The 21311-nt window shown below is 70.4% G+C and carries 16 protein-coding genes; 7 read left to right on the top strand and 9 right to left on the bottom strand.

Translation table 11 applies throughout. From position 1 onward, the window contains the following. Positions 1 to 122: 122 nt before the first annotated feature. From AB0D99_RS21585 to AB0D99_RS21560, 6 genes are all read right to left on the bottom strand, one after another. On the bottom strand, positions 123 to 1163 hold the full coding sequence (locus tag AB0D99_RS21585; protein WP_362364328.1) for a PAC2 family protein: 1041 nt from the start codon (positions 1161 to 1163) through the stop codon (positions 123 to 125). A 142-nt stretch (positions 1164 to 1305) separates the two neighbouring features. Further along, entirely contained in the window at positions 1306 to 2367 is a 1062-nt protein-coding gene (locus tag AB0D99_RS21580; protein ID WP_362364325.1) for an LLM class flavin-dependent oxidoreductase, read from the bottom strand. A 109-nt stretch (positions 2368 to 2476) separates the two neighbouring features. Then, positions 2477 to 4081: a glycerol-3-phosphate dehydrogenase/oxidase gene (locus AB0D99_RS21575; protein WP_362364322.1), complete on the bottom strand. Its 1605-nt coding sequence runs from the start codon at positions 4079 to 4081 to the stop codon at positions 2477 to 2479. Positions 4082 to 4087: 6 nt separating this feature from the next. Then, the gene (gene glpK, locus AB0D99_RS21570; protein WP_362364319.1) at positions 4088 to 5614 is read right to left on the bottom strand and encodes a glycerol kinase GlpK; all 1527 of its coding nucleotides are present in this window, start codon (positions 5612 to 5614) and stop codon (positions 4088 to 4090) included. A 35-nt stretch (positions 5615 to 5649) separates the two neighbouring features. Then, positions 5650 to 6435 (bottom strand): MIP/aquaporin family protein, encoded by a 786-nt coding sequence (locus AB0D99_RS21565; protein ID WP_362364316.1) that lies wholly within the window; start codon positions 6433 to 6435, stop codon positions 5650 to 5652. Between the two features lie 357 nt (positions 6436 to 6792). After that, positions 6793 to 7557: an IclR family transcriptional regulator gene (locus AB0D99_RS21560; protein WP_362364313.1), complete on the bottom strand. Its 765-nt coding sequence runs from the start codon at positions 7555 to 7557 to the stop codon at positions 6793 to 6795. A 307-nt stretch (positions 7558 to 7864) separates the two neighbouring features. Between AB0D99_RS21560 and metH the strand changes: the two genes are divergently transcribed. The 4 genes from metH (at position 7865) to AB0D99_RS21540 (ending at position 15999) form a co-directional block, all read left to right on the top strand. Continuing rightward, a complete protein-coding gene (metH, locus tag AB0D99_RS21555) occupies positions 7865 to 11392 on the top strand; it encodes a methionine synthase (RefSeq protein WP_362364310.1) in 3528 nt (1175 codons plus the stop codon). 142 nt (positions 11393 to 11534) lie between these two features. After that, positions 11535 to 12233 carry an HAD family phosphatase gene (locus AB0D99_RS21550; RefSeq protein WP_362364307.1) on the top strand — a complete coding sequence of 233 codons (699 nt, stop codon included), beginning with the start codon at positions 11535 to 11537 and terminating at the stop codon, positions 12231 to 12233. Between the two features lie 520 nt (positions 12234 to 12753). Beyond that, on the top strand, positions 12754 to 14343 hold the full coding sequence (locus tag AB0D99_RS21545) for an ABC transporter substrate-binding protein (RefSeq protein ID WP_362364304.1): 1590 nt from the start codon (positions 12754 to 12756) through the stop codon (positions 14341 to 14343). A 75-nt stretch (positions 14344 to 14418) separates the two neighbouring features. Next, entirely contained in the window at positions 14419 to 15999 is a 1581-nt protein-coding gene (locus AB0D99_RS21540) for an ABC transporter substrate-binding protein (protein ID WP_362364301.1), read from the top strand. A gap of 110 nt (positions 16000 to 16109) precedes the next feature. On the opposite strand, the gene AB0D99_RS21535 is transcribed toward AB0D99_RS21540, so the two are convergent. Further along, positions 16110 to 16781 carry a response regulator transcription factor gene (locus AB0D99_RS21535; RefSeq protein ID WP_137990365.1) on the bottom strand — a complete coding sequence of 224 codons (672 nt, stop codon included), beginning with the start codon at positions 16779 to 16781 and terminating at the stop codon, positions 16110 to 16112. Between the two features lie 10 nt (positions 16782 to 16791). Then, positions 16792 to 17706 carry a RecB family exonuclease gene (locus AB0D99_RS21530; protein ID WP_362364298.1) on the bottom strand — a complete coding sequence of 305 codons (915 nt, stop codon included), beginning with the start codon at positions 17704 to 17706 and terminating at the stop codon, positions 16792 to 16794. 124 nt (positions 17707 to 17830) lie between these two features. Here AB0D99_RS21530 and AB0D99_RS21525 point away from each other — a divergent pair, with 124 nt between their 5' ends. The 3 genes from AB0D99_RS21525 to AB0D99_RS21515 all read left to right on the top strand — a co-directional run bounded on the left by AB0D99_RS21525 (position 17831) and on the right by AB0D99_RS21515 (position 20874). Continuing rightward, positions 17831 to 19081 (top strand): site-2 protease family protein, encoded by a 1251-nt coding sequence (locus tag AB0D99_RS21525; RefSeq protein WP_362364296.1) that lies wholly within the window; start codon positions 17831 to 17833, stop codon positions 19079 to 19081. A 151-nt stretch (positions 19082 to 19232) separates the two neighbouring features. Then, a complete protein-coding gene (locus tag AB0D99_RS21520; RefSeq protein ID WP_019884997.1) occupies positions 19233 to 20120 on the top strand; it encodes a tRNA (adenine-N1)-methyltransferase in 888 nt (295 codons plus the stop codon). Between the two features lie 181 nt (positions 20121 to 20301). Next, positions 20302 to 20874: a hypothetical protein gene (locus tag AB0D99_RS21515; protein WP_362364292.1), complete on the top strand. Its 573-nt coding sequence runs from the start codon at positions 20302 to 20304 to the stop codon at positions 20872 to 20874. 4 nt (positions 20875 to 20878) lie between these two features. Here the strand turns inward: AB0D99_RS21515 and AB0D99_RS21510 are convergent, their stop codons facing one another. Beyond that, positions 20879 to 21190: a ferredoxin gene (locus AB0D99_RS21510; protein ID WP_362364289.1), complete on the bottom strand. Its 312-nt coding sequence runs from the start codon at positions 21188 to 21190 to the stop codon at positions 20879 to 20881. Positions 21191 to 21311: the final 121 nt, after the last annotated feature.

The following is a 21311-nucleotide window of genomic DNA, read 5'->3' as shown; positions in this document are numbered from 1 at the left end:
GCCCTTGTGTCGTCTCGTCCCGGGGGGTCGTCGGCGGCGCTCTCCCCGACGGGGAGCTCGGGGGGGGGGGGGGGGGGGGGGGGGGCCCGCCCCGCCCGGGGCCCCCCCCCCTCTCGTACGGCTCACTGCTCGGCGTCGCCGTCGGATCCTTCGGGACTCTCGCCCTCGGAGCCCTCCGACGGTGTGTCCGGCCCGGAACTCTCGGGTGCCGATTCCGGCCCCGGACGCTCCGGCTTCGGCGGCCGGGTCCGGCCGCTGCCGGGGTCCCTCAGATACGAGGTGTCGCCGCCGTCCGTCGCGAGACCAGGGCCAGGGCCCGGCCCGCCGTCCCTGCGCCGCAGGTACCGCTCGAACTCCCGGGCGATCGCCTCGCCCGACGCCTCCGGCAGCTCCGCGGTGTCCCGTGCCTCCTCCAGCGTCTGGACGTACTCCGCCACCTCGCTGTCCTCGGAGGCCAGTTGGTCCACCCCCAGCTGCCACGCCCGGGCGTCCTCGGGCAGCTCGCCCAGCGGGATCCGCATGTCGATCAGATCCTCGAGACGGTTCAGCAGCGCCAGTGTCGCCTTGGGGTTGGGCGGCTGCGACACGTAGTGCGGCACCGCGGCCCAGAGGCTCACCGCGGGCACACCCGCGTGCGTGCATGCCTCCTGAAGGATGCCGACGATGCCCGTGGGGCCTTCGTAGCGGGTCTCCTCCAGGTCCATCGTGCGCGCCAGATCCGGGTCGGACGTGACCCCGCTGACCGGCACGGGGCGCGTGTGCGGGGTGTCGCCGAGCAGCGCGCCCAGGATCACCACCATCTCCACGCCCAGCTCATGGGCGAAGCCCAGGATCTCGTTGCAGAACGAGCGCCAGCGCATCGACGGCTCGATCCCGCGCACCAGAACCAGGTCGCGCGGCTTGTCGCCGCCGACCCGGACCACGGACAGTCTCGTCGTCGGCCAGGTGATCTTCCGGACGCCGCCGTCCAGCCACACCGTGGGCCGGTTGACCTGGAAGTCGTAGTAGTCCTCGGCGTCGAGCGCCGCGAACACCTCGCCCTTCCACTCCCGGTCCAGATGGGCGACCGCGGTGGAGGCTGCGTCACCGGCGTCGTTCCAGCCCTCGAACGCGGCCACCATGACCGGGTCGATCAGCTCGGGAACCCCCTCGAGCTCGATCACCCAGTGCCTCCTTTTCGAAGTTCCTGTCGTACGGACCAACCTTACGGCTTTCCCACGGTCCGTCCGCAGCCCTCGTGCACCACCGGGAGCCGAAGCGGCCTTGATCGACTACCCACGAACCCGGCACGGCACACGGCCCGGCTCAGGGCTCCCAGAGCGTGCTCGGCGCCTCCGCGCGGACCACCGGCGCGATCTCCTCGGCGAACCGCGCCAGCGTCTCGATCTGCTCGGCGGCCGAGAGGCCGAAGCCGTCGACCGTGACCGACTGCAGGTCATGGCCGTAGACCTGATGCCAGCCGAGGATCTTGTCGATGATCTGCTGCGGCGATCCGATCAGCTGCGGACCCTCCGCGATCGCGTCCTCGATCGTCCGGAACGGGGTGTTGTAGCCCGCCTTCCCCTCCAGATGCGGCCTGAAGTTCTGCCGCACCCGCGCCTCGTACAGCTCCTTGTACCGCGACACGGCCCGCTCGGCCGTGTCGGCGATCAGCAGACCGCCCGAACCCGCCGCCACGCGCGCGTGGGCGGGATCGTGACCGTACTCCTCGAACCTCTCGCGGTAGTGCGCGATCAGCTTCGCGTACGCCTCACGTGGCTGGATCGCGTTGGCCGTGAACAGCGGATCGCCGTGCCGGGCCGCGAGTTCGGGGGAGTTGAGACTGGTGGCCGAGCCGTGCCAGACGCGCGGGGGTCCCGCGTACGGCCGGGGGACCGTGGTCACGCCCTTGAGCGGGGACCGGAACTCGCCCTCCCAGTCCACGCCCTCCTCGCTCCACAGCCGGCGCAGCAGCTCGTACTTCTCCCGCTGCAGGTCCCACTGCCGCTCCTCGTCCAGGCCGAAGAGGTCGAAGTGGCCGGCCTCCGCGCCCTTGCCGACGACCAGCTCGATCCGGCCCCGGGAGATCTGGTCGAGCGTGGCGTAGTCCTCGGCGACCCTGACCGGGTCGAGGATCGCGACGACCGTGACCCCGGTCAGCAGCCTGATGCGGGAGGTACGGGCGGCCAGCGCGCCGAGCAGCACCGCGGGGGCGGAGGAGAGGAACGCTCCCGCGTGCCTCTCGCCGAGCGCGTAGGCGTCGAAGCCGATCCGCTCGGCGGCCTCGCCGACCGCGAGGACCTCCTCCAACCGGTCGGCGGCGGAGGGGAGTTCGCCGGTGAGGGGATGCGGGGCGTGGCCGATGATGGAGAGCACCTGAAACTTCATGCCGGCAACTCTTCCGGCCGGGTGTTGCGGCGGTGTGGCCGCCGTATGGCACGGTTCCGGGCACGCGTCAGGGGCGGCCTCCGACGGAGACCGCCCCTGACCGGGCGTGCTACGTGCGGAGCATGTCCTCGACCTTGCCGCGGACCTCGTCCGTCGCCAGGCCGCGGATCGTCAGCGTGGTGCGGCGGCGCAGCACGTCGTCCGCCGTCTCGGCCCACTCGTGGTCACGGGCGTAGGCGACCTGCGCCCAGATCTCCGGGGCGTCCGGGTGGATGCGCTCGCCGAGCTCGGGGTTCTCGTTCGCCATCCGGGCGATGTCGAAGGAGAGCGAACCGTAGTGCGTCGCCAGGTGCTTGGCGGTGTCGGCGGCCATCCGGGGGCCGGGGGCCGGTCCGTCGACGAGCAGCCGGTGCGCGACCGCGTTCGGGTTGGCGATGCCGGGCAGGGGCAGCCGCTTCGGCAGCGTCGACACGGACTCGTAGTCCTCGCCCAGCGGGTGCCCCGGCAGGGACTCCAGCTTCTTCATCACCGTACGGCCGATGTGACGGAAGGTCGTCCACTTGCCGCCGGCCACCGAGAGCATCCCGCCGCGGCCCTCGGTGACGACCGTCTCGCGTTTGGCCTTGGAGGTGTCGCCGGGACCGCCCGGGAGCACCCGCAGACCCGCGAAGGCGTAGGTGATCAGATCGCGGGACAGCTGCTGGTCGCGGATGGAGAAGGCGGCCTCGTCCAGGATCTGGGCGGTGTCCTTCTCGGTGACCTCGACCTGGCCGGGGTCGCCCTCGTACTCCTCGTCGGTCGTGCCGAGCAGCAGCATGTCCTCCCAGGGGAGGGCGAAGGTGATGCGGTACTTGTCTATCGGGGTGGCGAGCGCGGCCTTCCACGGCGAGGTCCGCTTCAGGACCAGGTGCGCGCCCTTGGAGAGCCGGATGGAGGGGGCCGCGTTCGGGTCCTCCATCCTCCGCAGGTGGTCGACCCAGGGGCCGGTCGCGTTCAGCACCAGGCGGGCCGAGACGCCGAACTCGTCGCCGCTGGTGCGGTCCTTCAGCTCCGCGCCCGTGACCCGGCCGCGGGTGAAGCGCAGCCCGGTGACCTCGGCGTGGTTGAGCACCGTGGCTCCGGCGTCGACGGCCGCGCGGACCGTCATCAGCGCCATGCGGGCGTCGTTCATCTGGTCGTCGCCGTAGACGGCCACGGCCTTCAGGTTGTCCGTCCGCAGCTCCGGCACGTCCTGCGCGGCCTTCGCCGGGCTGAGCAGGTGGCCGACGCCGTCACCGAACGCCGACAGGGCGGAGTAGGCGAAGACACCGGCGCCGAGCTTGGCCGCCCCGTGCGGGCCGCCCTTGTAGACGGGCAGGTAGAAGGTGAGGGGGTTGGCGAGGTGCGGTGCCACCTGACGCGAGACCGCACGCCGCTCGAAGTGATTCTCCGCCACCAGCTTCACCGCGCCGGTCTGCAGGTAGCGCAGACCGCCGTGGAGGAGCTTGGAGGAGGCGGAGGAGGTGGCGCCGGCGAAGTCGCCGGCGTCCACCAGGGCCACCCGCAGGCCCGACTGCGCGGCGTGCCAGGCGGTGGAGATGCCCAGGATGCCGCCGCCGATGACCAGGAGGTCGTACGTCGCCTTGGAAAGCTGCTCCCGGGTCTCGGCGCGGCTCGGCAGGGAGCCGGCGGCCGGTCGCGTCCCCAGGGCAGGGACGCTCTGCAGGGTGGTCATGTCGATCTACTCCTCGTCCTCGATCCAGCCCATGGTCCGCTCGACGGCCTTGAGCCAGCTCTTGTACTCGCTGTCACGCTTGTCGGCGTCCATGCGAGGGGTCCATTCCGCCGCGCGGCGCCAGTTGGCCCGCAGGGCGTCGGTGTCCGGCCAGAAGCCGACGGCCAGGCCGGCGGCGTAGGCGGCACCGAGGCAGGTGGTCTCGGCGACCATCGGGCGCACGACCGGCGCGTCGAGGAAGTCCGAGAGGGTCTGCATCAGCAGGTTGTTGGAGGTCATGCCGCCGTCGACCTTGAGCGCGGACAGCTCGACGCCGGAGTCCTTCGTCATGGCGTCGGTGATCTCACGGGTCTGCCAGGCGGTGGCCTCCAGGACGGCACGGGCGATGTGCGCCTTGGTGACGTACCGGGTGAGGCCGGCGATCACACCGCGGGCGTCGGAGCGCCAGTACGGGGCGAACAGGCCGGAGAAGGCGGGCACGAAGTAGGCGCCGCCGTTGTCCTCGACCGAGGACGCGAGGGTCTCGATCTCGGCGGCGGACTTGATCAGGCCCATCTGGTCGCGCATCCACTGCACCAGCGAACCGGTGACGGCGATCGAGCCCTCCAGGGCGTAGACCGGCTTCTGGTCGCCGATCTGGTAGCCGACCGTGGTCAGCAGGCCGCTGTAGGAGTTGATGATCTTGTCGCCGGTGTTCATCAGCATGAAGGTGCCGGTGCCGTACGTGGACTTGGCCTCGCCCTCGGCGAAACACGTCTGGCCGAACAGGGCGGCCTGCTGGTCGCCGAGCGCGGAGGCGACCGGGACGCCGTCCAGGACGCCGCCCTTGACGGTGCCGTACACCTCGGCGGAGGAGCGGATCTCCGGCAGCACCTCCGCCGGGATCTCCATGGACTGCAGGATCTTGTCGTCCCAGCCCATGGTGTGCAGGTTCATCAGCATGGTGCGCGAGGCGTTGGTGACGTCGGTGACGTGGTGGCCGCCCTCGACACCGCCGGTGAGGTTCCAGATGACCCAGGAGTCCATGGTGCCGAAGAGGATGTCGCCGCGCTCGGCGCGTTCGCGCAGGCCCTCGACGTTGTCGAGCAGCCAGCGGACCTTCGGGCCGGAGAAGTACGAGGCGAGCGGAAGACCGGTCTCGCGGCGGAAGCGGTCCTGTCCGACGTTGCGGCCGAGCTCCTTGCAGAGGGCGTCGGTGCGGGTGTCCTGCCAGACGAGGGCGTTGTGGACGGGCTCACCGGTGTTCTTGTCCCAGAGCAGCGTCGTCTCGCGCTGGTTGGTGATGCCGATCGCCTTGACGTCGGCGGAGGTGATGCCGGCCTTGTCGATGGCGCCCGCCACGACCTCCTGGACGTTGGCCCAGATCTCGGCGGCGTCGTGCTCGACCCAGCCCGGCTTCGGGAAGATCTGCTCGTGCTCCTTCTGGTCGACGGCGACGATCCGGCCGTCCTTGTCGAAGACGATGCAGCGGGAGGAGGTGGTGCCCTGGTCGATGGCGGCGATGAACGGGCCGGCGGTGTGTGCGTCGGTCACGGTGTGCTCCAAGGAGGTCTGGGTGGAAGGACGGCTCAGGCGAACGCGATGTTGTAGATACCCGCGGCGATGGCGCCACCCACCAGGGGGCCGACGACCGGGATCCATGCGTAGCCCCAGTCGGAGCCGCCCTTGTTCGGCAGCGGCAGCAGGGCGTGCACGATGCGCGGGCCGAGGTCACGGGCCGGGTTGATGGCGTATCCGGTCGGGCCGCCGAGCGAGAGGCCGATGCCGACGACGACGAACGCGGTGATCAGGGCGCCGATGACGCCGAGGCCCTTGCCGCTGTCGTTGAGGCCCTGGGTCAGCACCGCGAGGACCAGCACGACCGTGCCGATGATCTCGGTGGCCAGGTTCTGCCAGACCACGCGGACCTCGGGTCCGGTGGAGAAGACACCGAGCACCGGGCCGGCCTTGGGGGCGGACGTCTGGTCGACCATGCCCTCCTCGTGCGGCGAGGAGATGATCTCCTGGTCCGTGAGGTGGGCCTGGAACTGTCCGTAGTACGCGACCCAGACCAGGAAGGCGCCGAGCATGGCGCCGAGCATCTGGCCCGCGAAGTAGACCGGAACGTTGCTCCAGTCGCCGTCCTTGAGGGCGATGCCGACGGTGACGGCCGGGTTCAGGTGGGCGCCCGAGAGGGTACCCGTCATGTACACGGCAGTCATGACCGCGAAGCCCCAGCCGAACGTGATGGCGAGCCATCCGGCGTTCTGGGCCTTCGAGCGCTTGAGCACCACGGCGGCGACGACGCCGCCGCCGAGCAGAATGAGTACGGCGGTACCAATGATCTCGCCGATGAAGATGTCGGAGCTGGACACCCGCGACTCCTTTGTCCTTCGTCCAGGGGAAGGCGAACCCCGGGTCCCTCCGGTGGTCCGCGCCCTCACGTGAGGGCGTTGCCGGCCCTTGGCACTGCCACACTCTAGCGCGTATTGCCGGTAGGTGTTCGGCAATGCCGACCGATGAACGGAAGTTTTGCCCTCTCGTCAACAGCCCGTCAAGGGTTCGGTGACCGGAGGCTTCCCGCATGCCCCGATCGTTACCGACGGGTTGCGCGGCGGTGGGCGCGGACACGCGACGGCCCGGCCGCCATCAGGCGCCGGGCCGGTCGTCCATGCGGGGCGGAGCCCCGTGGGGTGGGCTGGGGCGCCCGGGAGGGCGCTCCGCGCGAGGCGTCAGAAGCGGCCCGCGCCGAGATCGCGGGAGACCGCGCGGGCGCAGTCCCGTACCGCCGCGACCAGCTCGGAGCGCAGCTCGCCGTCGTCGCAGACCCGTTCCACGGCTCCGGTGATCGCCACCGCGCCCACCGGCATCCTGCGCCGGTCGTGGATCGGGGCCGCGACCGAGGCCACGCCCTCCCAGGTCTCCTCCACGTCGGCGGCCCAGCCCTTCGCGCGGGTCATGTCGAGCAGGGACTCGAACTCCTGGAGGTCCGTGACCGTGCGGGGCGTGAAGCCCTCGCGCGGAACCTCCAGCACCTCGCTGTGCGCCACCGGGTCGTAGGCCGAGAGCACCTTGCCCAGCGCCGTGGAGTGCAGCGGCTGCATCGCGCCCACCTCCAGGACCTGGCGGCTGTCGTCCGGCCGGAAGACGTGGTGCACGATCAGCACGCCCTGCTGGTGCAGGACGCCCAGATGGACGCTCTCGCCGCTGGAGCGCGCCAGGTCGTCCGTCCAGACCAGTGCCCGGGCGCGCAGCTCGTGCACGTCCAGATAGCTGTTGCCCAGGCGCAGCAGCTCGGCGCCCAGCTGGTAGCGGCCGGAGGGGGCGTCCTGCTCCACGAAGCCCTCGGCCTGCAGCGTGCGCAGGATGCCGTGCGCCGTGCCCTTGGCCAGGCCGAGCGAGGAGGCGATGTCGGACAGGCCGAGCCGGCGCTCGCCGCCCGCGAGCAGTCGCAGCATCGCCGCCGCCCGTTCAAGCGACTGGATGTTCTTCGCCATCGCCCGGCCCTTCTCCCTGTCCCACATCCGGCGGTCCCGCGATCCCGGCGGTCCCGTGGATCTTACGGACAGGATCCCGTGGATCATGCTGTTCGACAATGCTGAACACTATCGGTCGATGTCGACCATCAGTTACCCAGACAGTGTCGTTCATGAACGGGTGTGACCGGGAGTCCCCGGACATAAGGATGCCGTCCGGCACGTGGGACGCGATGTCCACCCCGGCGTGTGCACGGTTAGTCTGGCCCCGTGCACCCTCCACCGAGGGCGCAAAGCCGACAGCCGTCGCACTCCAGGGAGCTCATCCATGGCCTCGTCGCCAACCCCTTCCGCCGACAGCCGGACCCGTGCCGCAACCCTCCGCGAGGCACTCGCGACCCGAGTGGTGGTGGCCGACGGAGCCATGGGCACCATGCTCCAGGCACAGGACCCCAGTCTCGAGGACTTCCAGAACCTGGAAGGCTGCAACGAGATCCTCAACGTGACCCGGCCGGACATCGTCCGCTCCGTGCACCAGGAGTACTTCGCCTCGGGCGTCGACTGCGTCGAGACCAACACCTTCGGCGCCAACCTCGCCGCACTCGGCGAGTACGACATCCCCGAGCGGGTGCACGAGCTCTCCGAGTCCGGCGCCCGGATCGCCCGCGAGGTCGCCGACGAGTTCACCGCGTCCACCGGACAGCAGCGCTGGGTCCTCGGCTCCATGGGCCCCGGCACCAAGCTGCCGACCCTCGGCCACGCCCCGTACACCGCCCTGCGCGACGCCTACCAGCAGAACGCCGAGGGCCTCATCGCCGGCGGCGCCGACGCGCTCCTCGTCGAGACCACCCAGGACCTGCTGCAGACCAAGGCGTCCGTCATCGGCGCCCGCCGCGCGCTGGACACCCTCGGCATCGACGTGCCGCTGATCGTCTCCGTCACCGTCGAGACCACCGGCACCATGCTGCTCGGCTCCGAGATCGGCGCCGCGCTGACCGCGCTCGAGCCCCTCGGCATCGACATGATCGGCCTGAACTGCGCCACCGGCCCCGCCGAGATGAGCGAGCACCTGCGCTACCTCGCCAGGCACTCCCGCATCCCGCTGTCCTGCATGCCCAACGCCGGCCTGCCCGTCCTCGGCAAGAACGGCGCGCACTACCCGCTGACCCCGGCCGAGCTGGCCGACGCGCAGGAGACCTTCGTCCGCGAGTACGGCCTCTCCCTGATCGGCGGCTGCTGCGGTACGACCCCGGAGCACCTGCGCCAGGTCGTCGAGCGGGTCCGCGACCTCACCCCCACCGTCCGCGACCCGCGCCCCGAGCCCGGCGCCGCCTCGCTCTACCAGACGGTCCCGTTCCGCCAGGACACCTCCTACATGGCGATCGGCGAGCGCACCAACGCCAACGGCTCCAAGAAGTTCCGTGAGGCCATGCTCGACGGCCGGTGGGACGACTGCGTGGAGATGGCGCGCGACCAGATCCGCGAGGGCGCGCACATGCTCGACCTCTGCGTCGATTACGTCGGCCGGGACGGCGTCGCCGACATGGAGGAGCTGGCCGGCCGCTTCGCCACCGCCTCCACCCTGCCGATCGTCCTCGACTCCACCGAGGTCGACGTCATCCGGGCGGGTCTGGAGAAGCTCGGCGGCCGCGCCGTCATCAACTCCGTCAACTACGAGGACGGCGACGGACCCGACTCCCGCTTCGCCAAGGTCACCCGGCTGGCCCAGGAGCACGGCGCCGCGCTCATCGCGCTGACCATCGACGAGGAGGGCCAGGCCCGCACCGTCGAGAACAAGGTCGCCATCGCCGAACGGCTGATCGAGGACCTGACCGGCAACTGGGGCATCCACGAGTCGGACATCCTCATCGACACCCTCACCTTCACCATCTGCACCGGGCAGGAGGAGTCCCGGAAGGACGGCATCGCCACCATCGAGGCCATCCGCGAGCTCAAGCGGCGCCGCCCGGACGTCCAGACCACGCTCGGCCTGTCCAACATCTCCTTCGGCCTCAACCCGGCCGCCCGCATCCTGCTCAACTCCGTCTTCCTCGACGAGTGCGTCAAGGCCGGCTTGGACTCGGCCATCGTGCACGCGTCCAAGATCCTTCCGATCGCCCGCTTCGACGAGGAGCAGGTCACCACCGCCCTCGACCTGATCTACGACCGGCGCCGCCCCCAGCAGGGCGACGAGCCGGCCTACGACCCGCTGCAGAAGCTGATGGCCCTCTTCGAGGGCGCCACGACCAAGTCCATGAAGGCCGGCAAGACCGAGGAGCTCCTCGCCCTGCCGCTGGAGGAGCGCCTCAAGCGCCGCATCATCGACGGCGAGAAGAACGGCCTGGAGGCCGACCTCTCCGAGGCCCTGCAGGAGCGCCCGGCCCTCGACATCGTCAACGAGACGCTGCTCGACGGCATGAAGGTCGTCGGCGAGCTCTTCGGCTCCGGCCAGATGCAGCTGCCGTTCGTGCTCCAGTCGGCCGAGGTCATGAAGACGGCCGTGGCGTACCTCGAACCGCACATGGAGAAGTCGGACGCGGAGGGCAAGGGCACGATCGTGCTCGCGACCGTCCGGGGCGACGTCCACGACATCGGCAAGAACCTCGTCGACATCATCCTGTCCAACAACGGCTACAACGTCGTGAACCTCGGCATCAAGCAGCCGGTCTCCGCCATCCTGGACGCCGCCGAAGAACACCGCGCCGACGTCATCGGCATGTCCGGCCTGCTGGTCAAGTCCACGGTGATCATGAAGGAGAACCTGGAGGAGCTGAACCAGCGCGGCCTGGCCGCCGACTTCCCGGTCATCCTGGGCGGCGCCGCCCTCACCCGGGCGTACGTCGAGCAGGACCTCCACGAGATCTACCAGGGCGAGGTCCGCTACGCCCGGGACGCCTTCGAGGGCCTGCGGCTGATGGACGCCCTCATCGCGGTCAAGCGAGGTGTGCCCGGGGCGGCCCTGCCCGAGCTCAAGCAGCGCCGGGTCGCCAAGGGCGCCGGCCCCCTGCAGGTCGAGGAGCCGGAGCCGGGCGGCCGTTCGGACGTCGCCACGGACAACCCGGTGCCCACCCCGCCGTTCTGGGGCACCCGCGTCGTCAAGGGCATCCAGCTCAAGGAGTACGCGAGCTGGCTCGACGAAGGCGCCCTGTTCAAGGGGCAGTGGGGCCTGAAGCAGAACCGCGCCGGCGACGGACCGTCGTACGAGGAGCTGGTGGAGACCGAGGGCAGGCCCCGGCTGCGCGGCTGGCTGGAGCGCCTCCACACGGAGAACCTGCTGGAGGCGGCCGTCGTCCACGGCTACTTCCCGTGCGTCTCCAAGGGCGAGGACCTGATCATCCTCGACGAGCAGGGCAACGAGCGGACCCGCTTCACCTTCCCGCGTCAGCGCCGTGGCCGCCGTCTGTGCCTCGCGGACTTCTTCCGCCCGGAGGAGTCGGGCGAGACCGACGTCGTCGGCCTCCAGGTCGTCACCGTGGGCTCCCGGATCGGCGAGGCCACCGCCAAGCTCTTCGAGTCCGACTCCTACCGCGACTACCTGGAGCTGCACGGCCTCTCCGTCCAGCTGGCCGAGGCCCTCGCCGAGTACTGGCACGCCCGGGTCCGCGCCGAGCTGGGCTTCGCGGGCGAGGACCCGGCCGATGTCGAGGACATGTTCGCGCTCAAGTACCGCGGCGCGCGGTTCTCGCTCGGCTACGGGGCCTGCCCCGACCTGGAGGACCGGGCGAAGATCGCCGAGCTGCTGCGGCCCGAGCGGATCGGGGTCGAGCTGTCGGAGGAGTTCCAGCTCCACCCCGAGCAGTCCACCGACGCGATCGTCATCCACCACCCCGAGGCGAAGTACTTCAACGCCCGCTGACACCGTTCGGCGCACGTCAGCGCGTTTCTCCCTGCGTTCTCGGTGATCGAGACGTACACTGGTCGGTCCAGTGCAGGCCGGTCACCCTCCCCGTACCGGGGAGGGGGGCCGGCCTTCTCGTCCCTCCATGGAGGTGTGCCGGATGACCAGTACGGTCCCCGCGTCCTTGTTCCGTACCAACGGGAGCTCCGCCCTGCAGGCGGTCTTCCTCGACATGGACGGCACCCTCGTCGACACCGAGGGGTTCTGGTGGGACGCCGAGGTGGAGGTCTTCGCCGACCTCGGGCACCGACTGGACGAGGCATGGCGCGACATCGTCGTCGGCGGCCCCATGACCCGCAGCGCGGGCTATCTGATCGACGCCACCGGCGCCGACATCACCGTCCCCGAGCTGACCGTCCTGCTCAACGAGAAGTTCGAGCAGCGCATCGGCCGGGGCGTGCCGATGATGCCGGGCGCCGAACGGCTGCTGGCGGAGCTGGCCCAGCACAACATCCCGACCGCCCTGGTCTCCGCCTCGCACCGGCGCATCATCGACCGGATCCTCGCCTCCCTGGGCCGCGACCGCTTCACCCTCACCGTCGCCGGCGACGAGGTGCTGCGCACCAAGCCGCACCCCGAGCCGTATCTGACGGCCGCGAGCGGGGTCGGTGCCGAACCGGCGCTGTGCGCGGTCATCGAGGACACCGCGACCGGCGTGGCCGCGGCCGAGGCCGCCGGCTGCCGGGTGGTCGCGGTGCCCTCCGTCGCACCCATCGCCCCCTCCGCGGGCCGGGTCGTGGTCCGCTCCCTGGAGGATGTGAACGTGCCCTTCCTGCGCACGCTCATCGCGAGCCGGTGAAAGCCTTGAGCTTTTCCTGAGCCTGCCCGGGTATTTCTCCTCGAAGACCCGGCACGGAAACAGAGGGCGTCCGGACGTGCATTTTCCGTGACCGCGCTCTCGAAATGAATCGGCCACCCGCCGAAAAGGGACGCACGTGACCTTGGTCACCCAGCGTGCCGGTCGACGGGTGGCCGTCCTGCGTCACGTGTCCGGAACGCGGTGATTCCGGCCTTCCCCTGTGTCCCGATTCGCACACTCCCAGGCGAATCATGCCCCCGCATGACTATCGAGCCCACCGCATTCATGATCACCATGCGCATCCGTCCCACACCGCCCGCGGTCCTGGCAATAGGGCCTCGGCCACTAATCTTTCGCGAGTACTTCGCCGCGCTTCCGGGTGCCCCGGTGACCCACCCAAGTCGCCGCGAGCACAGGACCGATCGCATACCAATCCCGGCCCGATCCCCGCCCCCAAAGGGCGCAGCGGCGGAGTGTCCGTAACCGCTGTACCCAGTGCCGGATGAGGAGAACGTCCAGGATGAACCGCAAGACCTTGGCACTGCCGGCCGTCGCCGGTCTGCTCGCCCCGCTGCTCGTCGCCTGCGGCGGTTCGGACGAGTCCGGAGCCATCGTCGTCGGAACCACGGACCAGTTCCTCGCCACCGCCGAGGCCCCCGCGCCCCTCGACCCGGCCTTCGCCTACGACACCGGCGCCTGGAACATCCTGCGGCAGACCGTCCAGACCCTGATGCACGTCCCCCGCGGCGGCGGTGAGCCCGTTCCCGAGGCCGCCGAGAGCTGCCGCTTCAGCGACCGCCTCAGCGAGAGCTACCGCTGCACGCTGCGCGAGGGGCTGACCTTCGCGGACGGCACCCCCGTCACCGCCGCCGACGTGAAGTTCTCCGTCGAACGCGTGCTGACGATCAAGTCCGACAACGGCACGGCCGCCCTCCTGGCCAACATCGACACCGTCGAGACCAACGGCGACCGGGAGATCGTCTTCCACCTGAAGACGCCCGACGCCACCTTCCCGTACAAGCTCTCCACCCCGGTCGCCGGCATCCTCAGCAAGGACAAGTACGACGCCAAGAAGCTCCGCCCGGGCTTCGAGGTCGACGGCTCCGGCCCGTACACCATGAAGACGGAGCTCGACGGCGAGAAGATCGTCAAGGCCGTCTTCACCAAGAACCCGAACTACAAGGGCGACATCACCCTGCGCAACGACAAGGTCGAACTGCGCTCCTTCGCCGACGCGGACAGCATGGGCAAGGCCCTCGAGAGCCGCGACATCGACATGATGACCCGCTCCATGTCGCTCGACCAGGTCAGGGACCTCACCGAGAAGCCCAAGGAGGGCATCGACCTCACCGAGGTCCCCGGCCTGGAGATCCGCTACCTCGCCTTCAACACCGCCGACCCCTCCGTCAAGGACAAGGCCGTCCGGCAGGCCATGGCCGCCGTCATCGACCGCGGCGAGCTCATCGACACGGTCTACGGCACCACCGCCCAGCCGCTCTACTCGCTGATCCCCTCCAGCGTCACCGGCCACTCCACCGCCTTCTTCGACAGCTACGGGGAGCCCAGCACCAAGAAGGCCACGGGCATCCTGAGCAAGGCCGGCATCACGAAGCCGGTCAAGGTCACCCTCCACTACACGACCGATCACTACGGCTCCGGCACCAAGAAGGAGTTCGAGGCGCTGCGCGACCAGCTCAACGCCACCGGCCTCTTCGACGTCACCGTCCAGGGCGCCGAGTGGTCCACCTTCCGGCCCGCGCAGAAGCGCGGCGACTACGCGGTCTACGGTCTCGGCTGGTTCCCCGACTTCCCCGACCCGGACAACTACGTCGCCCCCTTCCTCGACGCCGACAACTTCCTCAACACCCCCTACGTCAACGCGTCCGTCCGCGACCAGTTGATCCCGCAGTCGCGCCGCTCGGCCGACCGCAACGCCGCAAGCTCCGTCTTCGGTCAGATCCAGAAGATCGTCGCCAAGGACGTTCCCGTCCTGCCGCTCTGGCAGGGCAAGCAGTACGTCGCCGCGCGCGACGACCTGACCGGCGTCGAATGGGCGCTGAACACCTCCTCGGACCTGCTCCTCTGGGAGCTCGGCCGCGGCACCGCCTGACCCCGCAACCAGCTCGGTAACACCGGCCGCGCACGGGCGCGCGCCGGTCTGGCAAGAGATCAAGAGGCACGTTCTGTGAAGCACAACAAGTGGCTGACGGCTCCCCTCGCCGCAGGGCTGTCCGCCGCCCTGCTCAGCGGCTGCGGCACCGAGCAGGGCGACGGCGCCGCGAGCTCCGGTGACAACGTCCGCGTCGGCATGTCCGACGAGGTCCTGGCCACCGACCCCGCCGCCGGCTACGACCCCGGCTCCTGGCTGCTGTTCAACAACGTCTTCCAGTCCCTGCTCAGCTTCCCCAAGGGCAACACCGAGCCCGAGCCGGAAGCGGCCGAGAAGTGCACCTTCGAAGGGGGCAGCAAGGTCTACCGCTGCACCCTCCGCGAGGGCCTGAAGTTCTCCAACGGCAACCCGCTGACCTCGAAGGACGTCAAGTTCTCCTTCGACCGCGCGCTGAAGATCGCGGACCCGGCCGGCCCGGCGCCGCTGCTGTCCTCGATCGACTCCATCGAGACCCCGGACGACCTGACCGTCGTCTTCCGGCTCAAGACCCCCGACGCCACCTTCCCCAGCAAGATCGCCTCCGGCGCCGGCTCGATCGTCGACCACCGCGAGTACAGCGCCGACGCGCTGCGCACCGACGGCAAGGCCGTCGGCTCCGGCCCGTACAAGCTGGACTCGATCAGCGACACCGAGGCCGTCTTCTCCGTCAACGGCGACTACCAGGGCGCCGCCAAGGCGGAGAACAGCGGTGTCACCCTCAAGCTCTACGGCGGCGACCGCGCGGCCCTCTCCAAGGCCCTCGCCGACAACGACATCGACGTCGCCTACCGTGGTCTGTCCGCCGAGGACATCGCCGCCCTGGAGGCGTCCGCCACCACCGCGGACCAAGGCGTCGAGGTCGTCCAGGGCTCCAGCGCCGAGGTCCAGCACCTCGTCTTCAACGTCAAGGACCCGGTCGTCGGCAAGCTCGGCGTACGCCAGGCCATCGCCCACCTCGTCGACCGCGAGGCGCTCGTCCAGAACGTCCACAAGTCGACGGCCACGCCGCTGTACTCGATCGTCCCGGCCGGCATCGCGGGCCACAACACCGCCTTCTTCGACACCTACGGCAGCCCCGACGCCGCCAAGGCCAAGAAGGCGCTGCGCAAGGCGGGCATCACCGGCAAGGTGAAGCTCACCCTCTGGTCCACGCCGAGCCGCTACGGCCCCGCCACCGACCAGGAGCTCAAGGCGATAGCCGAGCAGCTCAACAGCAGCGGTCTGTTCGACGCCGACGTGAAGTCCGTCGAGTTCGGCCAGTACGAGAAGGACATCGCCGACGGCAAGTACGGCGTGTACGTGAAGGGCTGGGTCCCCGACTACCCCGACCCCGACAACTTCACCGCCCCCTTCTTCGGCCCGGGCAACGTCCTCGGCAACAACTACGACAACCGCACCATCACCGGCACCCTCCTGCCGAAGACGTCGGCCTCCGCGGACCGCTCCGCCACGACCGAGGACTTCAACAGGCTCCAGGACCTGGTCGCCGAGGAACTGCCCCTGCTCCCGCTCTGGCAGGGCAAGCAGTACGCCGTCGCCCGGGACGGCGTCAACGGCCTCGAGTGGACCCTCGACGCCTCGACGGTCTTCCGCTTCTGGGAGATCAAGAAGGGCTGACCGGCCACCGGCGGAGCCCGGCGCCACGGTGCACCGTCCCGTGGCGCCGCGCGAAGGGGCCCGGCACGCGTCTCGCGTGCCGGGCCCCTTTCGTCGCTCCCGCTGCTCGGCTACTGCGCGCCGGGGCGCACCAGACCGCTCTCGTACGCGTACACCGCGGCCTGCACGCGGTCACGCAGCCCCAGCTTGGTCAGCACATGCCCCACGTGCGTCTTCACCGTCGTCTCGCTGACGAACAGATCCGCCGCGATCTCCGCGTTCGACAGGCCCCGCGCCACCAGCTTCAGCACCTCGACCTCCCGCTCGGTCAACGTGTTGAGCGTGTCCGGCACCTGCTCGTCGCCCGACGGCAGGTGCGCCGAGTACTTGTCGAGCAGACGCCGGGTGATCGACGGGGCCAGCATCGCCTCACCCGCCGCGACCACGCGGATCGCCTGCACCAGCTCATTGGCCGGCGCGTCCTTCAGCAGGAAGCCGCTGGCCCCCGCGCGCAGCGCCTCCACCACGTACTCGTCCAGGTCGAAGGTCGTCAGCACCAGCACCTTCGCCGGGCCGTCCCGCCCCGGACCCGTGATCTGCCGCGTCGCCTCGACCCCGTCCATCCGGGGCATCCGGATGTCCATCAGCACCACGTCGGGCTGCAGCGCCCGCACCTGGTCCAGAGCCTGCAGGCCGTCCCCGGCCTCGCCGACGACCGCGATGTCCTGCTCCGCCTCCAGAATCATCCGGAAACCGGTACGCAGCAGCGGCTGGTCGTCGACCAACAGGACGCGGATAGCCACGGGAACTCCTTCACGGCGCGGGTGGGACCGGCCCCATTCTGCCCTGCCCCGAATCGTCCGACTCCGGCGGGCGCGCGGAAACGATCTCCCGCCGGATCTCCAGCGGATACACCGGGGGAGTGCCCCCGAACTCCGGGCACACCGCCTGGTGGTCGCACCAGCCGCACAGCTTCGTCGGACGCGGTCGCCAGTCGCCCGTCTCCGTCGCCAGCCGGATCGCCTCCCACAGGGCGAGCAGCTTCCGCTCCACCCGCAGCAGATCGGCCTCCACCGGGTCGTACGTCAGCACGTCACCGCTGCCCAGGTACACCAGCTGCAACCGGCGCGGCACGACCAGTTTCAGCCGCCAGATCACCAGGGCGTAGAACTTCATCTGGAACAGCGCGCCCTCGCTGTACTCGGGCCGAGGCGCCTTGCCCGTCTTGTAGTCGACGATCCGCACCTCGCCCGTCGGCGCCACGTCGATCCGGTCGATCACCCCGCGCAGCCGCAGCCCCGACTCCAGCTCCGTCTCCACGAACAGCTCACGCTCCGTCGGCTCCAGCCGGGTCGGATCCTCCAGCGTGAACCACCGCTCCACCAGCCGCTCCGCCTCGCCCAGCCAGCGCGCGAGACGCTCGCCCTCGGCGTCCTCCGCGAACAGCTCGCCCAGCTCCGGCTTCGACTCCAGCAGCCGGTCCCACTGCCCGGGAATCAGCGCCTTCGCCCTCGGCGCCGTCCGGTCCACCGCCGGAGCGTCGAAGAGCCGCTCCAGCACCGCGTGGACGAGCGTGCCCCGCGTCGCCGCCTCGCTCGGCTTCTCCGGCAGCCTGTCGATCACCCGGAACCGGTACAGCAGGGGACACTGCATGAAGTCGCTCGCCCGCGAGGGCGACAACGACATGGGTGTCCTGGCCCCCGCGGGCGGCTGCTCGCTCGTACTCATGACTCAGACCCTACGACCCGCCACCGACAGCGAGCCGCATACCATCGACGACAGACCCCGTCACGCTGCATGATCGAAGAGTGACGCACGACGGGGGTCGCGCGGAAGGCTACGAGAGGAACCCGTGAACCAGGACGACCAGCGCGGCGAGAACGAGCGGCCGCGGTCCGGCGAAACGGAACCGCCGTCCACCGGAGAAGGCCGGAACCGGCGCGGCGAGGAACCCGGCGGCGGGATCCTCATGGGCCGCCCCTTCGGCGTGCCCGTGTACGTCGCCCCCAGCTGGTTCCTCGTCGCCGCCCTCATCACCTGGGTCTTCGGCGACCAGATCGAACGCGTCCTGCCCGAGCTGGGCGCCGCCCGCTATCTCGTCTCCCTCTTCTTCGCCATCGCCTTCTACGCCTCGGTCCTCGTCCACGAACTGGCCCACACGATCGCCGCGCTCCGCTTCAAGCTCCCGGTGCGCCGCATCCAGCTCCAGTTCTTCGGCGGTGTGTCCGAGATCGAGAAGGAGAGCGAGACCCCCGGCCGCGAGTTCGTCCTCGCCTTCGTCGGCCCCCTGCTCTCCCTGGTCCTCGCCGGAATCTTCTACCTCACCCTGTACGCGGTCGAGCCCGGCACCGTCCCCGGCGTCCTGCTCGCCGGGCTCATGATCTCCAACCTCATCGTCGCGATCTTCAACCTGCTGCCCGGCCTCCCGCTCGACGGCGGCCGGATGCTCCGCGCCGTCGTGTGGAAGATCACCGGCAAGCCCATGGCCGGCACCGTCGCCGCCGCCTGGGTCGGCCGCGCCCTCGCCGTCGCCGTCCTCATCGGCCTCCCCCTCCTCACCCGCACCGGCGCCCTCGGCAACTCCACCGAGGACATCAGCGGCATGGACACCGTCACGGACGCCCTGCTCGCCGCCATCCTCGCCGCCATCATCTGGACCGGCGCCGGCAACAGCCTGCGCATGGCCCGGCTCCGCGAGCACCTGCCCGAACTCCGGGCCCGCGCCCTCACCCGCCGCGCCATCCCCGTCGAACCCACCACCCCGCTCTCCGAGGCCCTGCGCCGCGCCAACGAGGCCGGAGCCCGCGCCCTCGTCGTCGTCGACGGCCAGGGCGGCCCCACCGCACTGGTCCGCGAGAGCGCCATCGCCGGCGTACCCCAGCACCGCCGCCCGTGGGTCGCCGTCAGCACCCTCGCCCAGGACCTCACCGACGGCATGCGGGTCCCCGCCGAACTCGCCGGCCAGCCCCTCCTCGACCACCTGCGCACCAGCCCCGCCACCGAATACCTGGTCGTCGAGGAGACCGGGGAGATCTACGGGGTGCTTTCCACCAACGACGTGGAGCGCGCCTTCGTCAAGGCCATGGCGCGGCCCTCGGCATAGCCGGGAACCCGGCCCGTCGGCCTCGGGAGCGCGGCGGCTCCGCACGGGAGCGCGCGCGGAGACCCCGCGCCGAGGCGCGGCCGGGCACCACCGGCCGCCGGCGCCGACTTCGGCGGGCCGCGGGCCAGTACGCCCTTGATATGGTGCTCACATGTCCGAACCGACCGGTGCCGCCCGCCGTCGCGGGCCCTTCAAGGTCGGGGACCAGGTCCAGCTCACCGACCCCAAGGGACGCCACTACACGTTCACGCTCGAGGCCGGGAAGAATTTCCACACCCACAAGGGTTCCTTCCCCCACGACGAGCTGATCGGTGCTCCCGAGGGCAGTGTTGTCCGTACCACGGGAAACGTCGCCTACCTCGCGCTGCGCCCCCTGCTCCCCGACTACGTCCTGTCCATGCCCCGCGGCGCCGCCGTGGTCTACCCCAAGGACGCGGGGCAGATCCTGGCCTTCGCCGACATCTTCCCCGGCGCGCGCGTCGTGGAGGCCGGGGTGGGCTCGGGCTCGCTCAGCAGCTTCCTCCTGCGCGCCATCGGCGACAGCGGCATGCTGCACTCCTACGAGCGCCGTGAGGACTTCGCCGAGATCGCCAAGGGGAACGTCGAGCGCTACTTCGGTGGCCCGCACCCCGCCTGGCAGCTCACCGTCGGCGACCTCCAGGACAACCTGTCCGACACCGACGTGGACCGCGTCATCCTGGACATGCTCGCCCCCTGGGAGTGCCTGGAGGCCGTCTCCAAGGCCCTCGTCCCCGGCGGCATCCTCTGCTGCTACGTGGCCACCACCACCCAGCTCGCCCGCACCGTGGAGTCCATCCGCGAGTTCGGCTGCTACGCCGAGCCGCAGCCCTGGGAGTCCATGATCCGGAACTGGCACGTGGAGGGCCTGGCCGTCCGCCCGGACCACCGCATGATCGGCCACACCGGCTTCCTGGTCACCGCCCGCCGCCTCGCGGACGGCGTCGAGCCGCCCATGCGCCGCCGGCGCCCCGCCAAGGGCGCGTACGGCGAGGACTACGAAGGCCCCAACAAGGGCTGACGCCCCGACAACGAAGGCGTGCCGCCGTCGAGTTCCCGCCCCCGCGCGGGGAACTCGACGGCGGCACCTTCACGTTCGGCATCTTTGCGGACTGCCGGCACCCCACGTGTTCCACCCGCCTGTGACGTGTGGCACGATGCCCGCAACTCCTTCCGCACCACCCTCACAGGAGACACCCCGCGTGCAGCCCCCCGCCGTCCCGGACCTCGCGCACACCCACGCCCGGCCGGTGCACTGGCTGGCCACCGCGACCGCCATGGCCGCCGTCGTGGCCGCCGCCGGCCTGCTGCAGCCCGACGCCGCCACCGCCACCACGACGACCGCGGGCAGCGCCGCCACCGCCCCACGACCCGCCCCCGACGCCGCGACGGCCGACTACCCCCTGCAGTGCGGGGGAGCCCCCGTCAAGATCGCCCAGCGGGCCACCGGGGACCTCGACGGAGACGGCAACCCGGAAACCGTCGCAGTCGTACACTGCGAAGCCGGGTCCGGAACGCCTCCCCACGCCGTCTACGTGCTGACCCACGCCAAGACCGGCCCGGACGCGCGCGTGGTCGCGACCCTCGTCGAGTCCTCGGAGCAGAAGAGCGTCTCGGAGCTCGCCGTACGCGACCGGGCGGTCACCGCCACCCTGCTCGGCTACTCGTCCCCGGACGTACCCAGTTGCTGTCCCGACGAGCAGGAGCGCGTCAGCTGGCGCTGGCGGGGCGGAAGCTTCGTCCGCGCGGCTCAGGCCGACGCGAGGAGTATGTGACGGATCACTCCGCGTCAGGGCCGTAGACCTCGACCCTGTCCGAAACCCGGCGCACGTGGATGCAGTCGCCCGGGCACTCCTTCGCCGAGTCCACGACGTCCTGGAGCAGCGGCAGCGGCACCGGCGTCGTCGCCCCCGCCTCCTGCAGCAGCTCGTCGTCCGCGCTCTTCACATAGGCGAGGCCGTCGATGTCCAGCTCGAAGACCTCGGGAGCGTACTGCGCGCAGATCCCGTCCCCGGTGCAGAGATCCTGGTCGATCCAGACCTCCAGCGCCTCACCGGCGCCCGTCGTCGGGGCATCGTGCTGCACGGTCATGTCTCCTGCCGTTCCTGAGCGTCGAAAGAGATCGTTCTTCTAAGTCCGGTCAAGCCTGACGGGTGTTGACCACTCACGACGATACAACCGCCCGCTTTCCGATGTTGATGGGTGGGTATTC

This window comes from Streptomyces sp. NPDC047971 (genome assembly GCF_040653355.1).
Taxonomy (GTDB): Bacteria; Actinomycetota; Actinomycetes; order Streptomycetales; family Streptomycetaceae; genus Streptomyces.
Note: the sequence above shows the minus strand (reverse complement) of the source record. Positions and strands in the feature narration are given on the sequence as shown.

What these genes read in the sequence shown, in the direction of transcription:
- AB0D99_RS21510 (WP_362364289.1), bottom strand. Translation starts at nt 21,190, where the DNA reads ATGACCGTGCAGCACGATGCCCCGACGACGGGCGCCGGTGAGGCGCTG.
- metH (WP_362364310.1), top strand. Translation starts at nt 7,865, where the DNA reads ATGGCCTCGTCGCCAACCCCTTCCGCCGACAGCCGGACCCGTGCCGCA.
- AB0D99_RS21550 (WP_362364307.1), top strand. Translation starts at nt 11,535, where the DNA reads ATGACCAGTACGGTCCCCGCGTCCTTGTTCCGTACCAACGGGAGCTCC.
- AB0D99_RS21520 (WP_019884997.1), top strand. Translation starts at nt 19,233, where the DNA reads ATGTCCGAACCGACCGGTGCCGCCCGCCGTCGCGGGCCCTTCAAGGTC.
- AB0D99_RS21545 (WP_362364304.1), top strand. Translation starts at nt 12,754, where the DNA reads ATGAACCGCAAGACCTTGGCACTGCCGGCCGTCGCCGGTCTGCTCGCC.
- AB0D99_RS21560 (WP_362364313.1), bottom strand. Translation starts at nt 7,557, where the DNA reads ATGGCGAAGAACATCCAGTCGCTTGAACGGGCGGCGGCGATGCTGCGA.
- AB0D99_RS21580 (WP_362364325.1), bottom strand. Translation starts at nt 2,367, where the DNA reads ATGAAGTTTCAGGTGCTCTCCATCATCGGCCACGCCCCGCATCCCCTC.
- AB0D99_RS21530 (WP_362364298.1), bottom strand. Translation starts at nt 17,706, where the DNA reads ATGAGTACGAGCGAGCAGCCGCCCGCGGGGGCCAGGACACCCATGTCG.
- AB0D99_RS21575 (WP_362364322.1), bottom strand. Translation starts at nt 4,081, where the DNA reads ATGACCACCCTGCAGAGCGTCCCTGCCCTGGGGACGCGACCGGCCGCC.